Below are 4,696 nucleotides of genomic sequence, written 5' to 3'. Positions count from 1 at the left end.
CCGCTCGAGCGAAGTCGAGAGTGGGGGAGGGTGGGCACAACCCCTCGCCACGGGGCACCGTGACAACATGCCCGAGGGCGCGCCCTCGCCCCGACACGGGGGACCGTGAACGTATGGACCGGGGCGCGCCCTCACCCCGTCGCGTGGGTGAGGCGGGCCGCGAGGGCGCGGACGTGGTCCGTGAGCTCCGGAGGGCCGTGGACCGTGAAGTCCGCGTCTACGAGGGCCAGCCGGAGCGCCACCCACTCGACGGAGTCGGTGACCGTCGAGCGGAGGCGGCAGGCCTCCGAACCCTCCGGCACCGGCGTCCCCAGCCCCGCCGCGAGCCGCGCCGCGACAGCGGAGGCGGGCGCGGCGAAGGACACGTCGATGTCCAAGGCTGGCGACGACCGCCACACCGTACGCCGCATGAACTCCGCCGCGTCCCCGGACGGCACCTCGCGCGGAGTGAACCGCGCCCCCGTCGCAAAGGGCTCCGATACGCGGTCGACCCGGAAGGTCCGCCAGTCCTCGCGGGTCATGTCGTACGCGACGAGGTACCAGCGCCGCCCGGTGGACACCAGCCGGTACGGCTCGACCAGGCGGCGGGTCTCGGCCCCGTCTCCGGAGCGGTAGTGGAAGCGAAGCTTCTCTTCCCCGGAGGCCGCGGAAGCCAGCACCGTCAGCGTCTCCGGCGCGATCGTCGCCCCGTCACCGCTGACCAGCGGCGCCGTCGCCGCCTGCAGCGTCTGCACCCGATGCCGCAGCCGCGACGGCAGCACCTGTTCGAGCTTCGCGAGGGCCCGGACCGATGCCTCTTCGAGGCCTTCGACCGCGTGTCCCGCCCCGGCCCGTAGTCCCACCGCGATCGCCACCGCCTCCTCGTCGTCGAGGACGAGCGGCGGCATGGCCTTGCCCGCGACCAGCCGATAGCCGCCTTCGGCGCCGAGCGTGGCCTGCACCGGGTAGCCGAGCTCCCGCAGCCGGTCGACATCGCGCCGGACGGTGCGGCGCGAGACGTTCAGTCGCTCGGCGAGCTCGCCACCGGGCCATTCACGCGGGGTCTGGAGGAGAGAGAGGAGTTGGAGCAGCCGTCCTGGGGTGTCCGTTCCTGTCGTCGTCATGGAAATCATGATGGAGGGTAATGAGGACACGAGCTGACCTATATGGACTCTAGCTTTGTCTTATGACCTCACAGAGCAGCGCAGTACCCACAGGAGACCGGCGTCGCTGGTTCGCCCTGGCGATCGTGATGACCGCCGCGTTCATGGACCTCGTCGACGTCACGATCGTCAACGTCGCCCTCCCGACCATCCAGCAGAACGAGGGCGCATCGGACAGCCAGATCCAGTGGATCACCGCGGGCTACGCGCTGGCTTTCGCGGCCGGGCTGATCACCGGCGGGCGGCTGGGAGACATTCACGGCCGTAAGCGGATCTTCCTGATCGGCATGGCGGGCTTCACCCTCGCCTCCGCGCTCTGCGGGTTCGCGGCGAACCCGGACATGCTGGTCGCCTCGCGGCTGCTCCAGGGCGGCATGGCCGCGCTGATGGTTCCGCAGGTGCTGTCGATCGTGCACGCCACCTTCCCCGCGCATGAGCGCGGCAAGGTCTTCGGGCTGTTCGGCGCGGTCGTCGGGCTCGGCGCGGTCTCCGGGCCGCTGCTCGGCGCACTGCTCACCGACGGGAACCTGTTCGGTCTTGAGTGGCGTCCGATCTTTCTGATCAACCTGCCGGTGGGGATCGCCGGTCTGGTGCTGGGCAGCCGGTTCATCAGCGAGTCCAAGGCTCCGAAGGCGCTCCGGCTCGACCTCGTCGGCGTCGGCCTGGTCACGGTCGGTCTGCTGATGCTGCTCTACCCGCTCACCGAGGGACGCGCACTGGGCTGGCCGCTGTGGGGGTACGTGTCGATGGTCGGCGCCCTGGGTGTCTTCGCCGCCCTGGTGGCGTACGAGAAGCACAAGACCCGGCGCGACGGCTCGCCGCTGGTGGAACTCTCGCTGTTCCGGGTGAAGAGCTTCGCGGCCGGGATCGCGGTGCAGCTCACCTTCGGCATCACCCTCGGCATCTTCTTCCTGGTCTGGACGCTGTACATGCAGATCGGGCTCGGCTGGGGCGTGCTGCGGGCCGGGCTGACCGGCATCCCGTTCTCGATCGCGGTGTCGGTGGCGGCCGGGATCTCCGTGGAGAAGCTGGTGCCGCGCTTCGGGCGCAAGGTGCTCCAGGCGGGCGCGCTCACCATGGCCACCGGGCTGCTGATGTACCTCTGGGCGGCCGGGCGGTACGGCATGGAGATCACCTCCTGGCAGATGGCGCTGCCGCTGGTGGTGATGGGTCTGGGGATGGGCCTGATCGTGGCCCCGCTGACCGACGCGGTGCTGTCCGAGGTCCCCAAGGAGCACTCGGGCTCCGCTTCCGGCCTGATCAACACCACGCTGCAGATGGGCAACGCGCTGGGGCTCGGTCTGGTGTCGGTGGTCTTCTTCGGCGTCATCGACGATGCGGCGCCGGGTGAGGTCGGCCCGGTGTTCGTGGACGCGTTCCAGAACTCGCTCGGGTGGGTCGCCGGGGTACTGGGTGCGATCTTCCTGCTGATGTTCGCACTGCCGAAGCGACCGAAGCAGCACGTGGAGGGGGCCGAGGAGGAGCTTCCCGGGGCCGCTGCGCCCGCGTCGGCCGAGCCCGCCGAAAAGGCGGAGGGTCTGGTTCCCACTCCCTGAACCTGCTGCCATCCACGTTGAGCGCCGGCCGGGCTGAGGAATCAGCCCGGCCGACGCTTTCGGCTTTTCTGGCGCGTGCCCCCAACGCCCGGCTCTGTCCGAACCATGCCCGGATCTGTTTACTTCCCGAGAATGTGGGCGTAACCTGACGGCGAAACCACAGGTTCGGGCATGAAAGCGGAGGCAAACAGACATGTACGCACCGGAGCGACAGCAGGAGATCCTCCGTCTCGCCCGCGATGGCGGCCGGGTCGAAGTGCTGTCCCTGGCCGAGGAGTTCCAGGTCACCGCCGAGACCATCCGGCGCGACCTGAAGGCGCTGGACCGCGCCGGACTCGTCCGCCGCGTACACGGAGGTGCCATCCCGGCCGGGCGGCTCGACTTCGAGCCGGACCTCACCGAGCGCGAGTCCACCGCCGCCGACGAGAAGGACCGCATCGCGCGCGCCGCACTCGCCGAGCTCCCGTCCGACGGCAGCGTCATCCTCGACGCGGGTACGACCGTGGCCCGGCTGGCCGCCGAGCTCCCGCTGGAGTCGACGCTCACCGTCGTCACCCACGCCCTGCCGGTCGCATCCCGGCTCGCCGACCACCCCGGCGTCCAGCTGCACCTGGTCGGCGGACGGGTCAGGCACCGTACGCGTGCCGCCGTCGACGCCTGGGCGCTGCGCGCGTACGCCGAGATCCGCGCCGATGTCGTCTTCCTCGCCACGAACGGCTTCTCGACCGGCAGCGGCCTGACCACCCCCGACCTCGCCGAGGCCGCCGTCAAGCGCGCGGCCGTCGCCGCCGCGCGCCGGGTCGTGCTGCTCGCCGACTCCGGCAAGCACGGCCAGGAGCACTTCGCCCGCTTCGGCGACCTCGGCGACGTAGACCTGCTGATCACCGACACCGGGCTGAGCCCCGATGACGCCGCCGCGATCGAGCGCGGCGGCACAGAGGTGGTCCGCGCGTGACGCCCGCTGCCCCCGCCCGCCAAGGCGCCCCCGTAAGCCGCCCGCGCATCAATCCGAAAGCAGTACGCGCATGATCCTCACCGTCACCCCGAACCCGTCCCTCGACCGCACCTACGAGGTGCCCTCGCTGGACCGCGGCGAGGTCATCCGGGCGACCGGCGACCGGATGGACCCCGGCGGCAAGGGCGTCAACGTCTCGCGGGCCGTCGCCGCGACCGGGCGGCGGACCCTGGCGGTGCTGCCGCTCGGCGGGGCGCCGGGACAGCTGGTCGCCGAGCTGCTCGATGAGCAGGGCATCGAGGTCGCCCCGGTGCCCGTCGCCGGACAGACCCGGTCCAACATCGCCGTCGCCGAGCCGGACGGCACCCTCACGAAGATCAACGCCGCGGGTCCCGAACTCGACGCGACCGAGGCCGAGCTGCTGCTCACCGCCGTCCGCGAACGGTCCACCGGGGCCGACTGGATCGCCTGCTGCGGCAGCCTGCCGCGCGGCCTCGCGCCCTCCTGGTACGCGGAGCTGGTGCGCCGCGCCCACGCGGCCGGGGCGCGGATCGCCCTGGACACCTCAGGACCCTCACTGCTCGCCGCGCTCGCCGAGCGCCCCGACATCGTCAAGCCGAACGCCGAGGAACTCGCGGAGGCCGTCGGGCGGCCGCTCACCACCGTCGGTGACGCCGTCAAGGCCGCCGAGGAGCTGCGCGACGCGGGAGCCCACGCGGTGCTCGCCAGCCTCGGTGCCGACGGGCAGCTGCTGGTCGACGCGGCGGGCGCGCACTTCGCGAGCGCGCGCGTCGACGTCGTACGCAGCAACGTCGGGGCGGGCGACGCCTCGCTGGCCGGATTCCTGGTGGCCGGTGGCGCGGGGCCCGAGGCGCTCGCGTCGGCCGTGGCGCACGGCGCCGCGGCGGTCCAACTGCCCGGCAGTGCGATGCCCACGCCCGCCGACCTTGACCCGGCGGCTGTCACCGTGACGGCCGACGTCCCCCTGGATCGCGTCCTCACGGAGCCCGCGGCATGACCCACATCCCCGTCCCCACCCCCAC

At 71.9% G+C, this 4,696-nt stretch carries 4 protein-coding genes; 3 read left to right on the top strand and 1 reads right to left on the bottom strand.

All coding sequences use genetic code 11. The features are described 5' to 3' along the window. Window positions 1–131: 131 nt before the first annotated feature. Complete coding sequence (locus U9R90_RS33985; protein ID WP_411061137.1) at window positions 132–1,103, bottom strand: helix-turn-helix transcriptional regulator; 972 nt, start codon at window positions 1,101–1,103, stop codon at window positions 132–134. Window positions 1,104–1,165: 62 nt separating this feature from the next. On the opposite strand from U9R90_RS33985, the gene U9R90_RS33980 reads away from it, so the two are divergent. From U9R90_RS33980 to pfkB, 3 genes are all read left to right on the top strand, one after another. After that, window positions 1,166–2,698: an MFS transporter gene (locus U9R90_RS33980; protein ID WP_411061135.1), complete on the top strand. Its 1,533-nt coding sequence runs from the start codon at window positions 1,166–1,168 to the stop codon at window positions 2,696–2,698. Between the two features lie 193 nt (window positions 2,699–2,891). After that, window positions 2,892–3,653, top strand: a complete 762-nt coding sequence (locus tag U9R90_RS33975) for a DeoR/GlpR family DNA-binding transcription regulator (protein WP_411061133.1) — start codon at window positions 2,892–2,894, stop codon at window positions 3,651–3,653. A gap of 70 nt (window positions 3,654–3,723) precedes the next feature. Further along, on the top strand, window positions 3,724–4,671 hold the full coding sequence (gene pfkB / locus U9R90_RS33970) for a 1-phosphofructokinase (protein WP_411061131.1): 948 nt from the start codon (window positions 3,724–3,726) through the stop codon (window positions 4,669–4,671). Window positions 4,672–4,696 lie beyond the last annotated feature (25 nt).

The organism is Streptomyces sp. E11-3, assembly GCF_046540415.1.
Lineage (GTDB): Bacteria > Actinomycetota > Actinomycetes > Streptomycetales > Streptomycetaceae > Streptomyces.
This window is presented reverse-complemented; position numbering and strand designations above follow the sequence as displayed.